Genomic DNA, 1,158 nt, shown 5'->3' with positions numbered 1-1,158 from the left:
TAGATGCCGAGAACAGGAGATACCATGACGAGACGACCACGCCGGAACCACAGCCCGGCTTTCAAGGCAAAGGTGGCGCTTGCCGCCATTCGAGGCGAGCAGACACTGGTGGAATTGTCCCAGCAGTTCGACGTGCATGCCAACCAGATTAAGCAGTGGAAAGACCAGCTCCTTGAGGGGGCGACCGGCGTTTTCGGTGATGAGAACAAGGCGGAACCGACAGGGCCAACCGTTGATGTCAAAACGCTTCATGCCAAAATCGGCGAACTGACGCTGGAGAACGATTTTTTGTCCGGTGCGCTCGGCAAGGCGGGATTGCTGGGCGGAAAAAAATGATTGACCGCGCGCACAAGCTGTCGGTTGCAAGGCAGGCCCGGCTTCTCGGCTTCAGCCGTAGCAGCGTCTACTATTCTCCACGATCAGTGTCGGACAGCGATCTGGCTTTGATGCGGCGGATCGACGAACTGCATCTCGACTACCCTTTTGCCGGAAGTCGGATGTTGCAAGGGCTTTTGAGAGGAGAAGGGCTGGAAACTGGGCGGCTTCATATCGCAACGCTGATGAAAAAGATGGGCATTGAGGCAATCTATCGCCGCCCGAACACCTCGAAGCCAGCGCCAGGGCACAAAATCTATCCCTATCTCCTGCGCAAGCTGGCGGTCACCCGGCCCAACCAGGTGTGGGCAATGGATCTGACCTATATCCCCATGGCGCGTGGTTTTGTCTATCTCTGCGCCGTCGTGGACTGGTTCAGCCGCAAGGTTTTATCGTGGCGACTGTCGATCACGATGGAAGCGGCCTTCTGCATCGAAGCGGTTGAGGAAGCGCTGGCCCGCTATGGCAAGCCGGATATCTTCAACACAGATCAGGGATCGCAGTTCACGTCCATTGACTTCACCACCGTGCTGAAGAAGGCGGAAGTCGCCATCTCGATGGATGGCAAGGGCGCGTGGCGGGACAATGTCTTCCTCGAGCGGCTCTGGCGGTCGATCAAATATGAGGAGGTTTATCTCCACGCCTACAAGACCGTGTCTGAGGCCCGCGTCGGCATCGGTCGATATCTGACCTTTTACAATAGCCGACGCCCACATTCATCCCTTGACCGGCAGACGCCGGATCAGGTCTACTTCAACGCGCTGACACCAATGATGGTGGCGG

At 57.3% G+C, this 1,158-nt stretch carries 1 protein-coding gene; it reads left to right on the top strand.

Annotation, left to right across the window (positions count from 1 at the left end; translation table 11 throughout):
- Positions 1 to 24 precede the first annotated feature (24 nt).
- Positions 25 to 1,158, top strand: a protein-coding gene (locus ACFO1V_RS09400) for an IS3 family transposase (protein WP_380075084.1) whose coding sequence is annotated in 2 segments (ribosomal slippage) — positions 25 to 283 and positions 283 to 1,158 — 1,135 coding nt annotated over the 2 segments. Because the reading frame shifts where the segments join, the coding sequence is not laid out codon by codon here. This gene is flagged as partial in the annotation.

Source organism: Daeguia caeni (assembly GCF_042653845.1).
Taxonomy (GTDB): domain Bacteria; phylum Pseudomonadota; class Alphaproteobacteria; order Rhizobiales; family Rhizobiaceae; genus Brucella; species Brucella caeni.
This window is presented reverse-complemented; position numbering and strand designations above follow the sequence as displayed.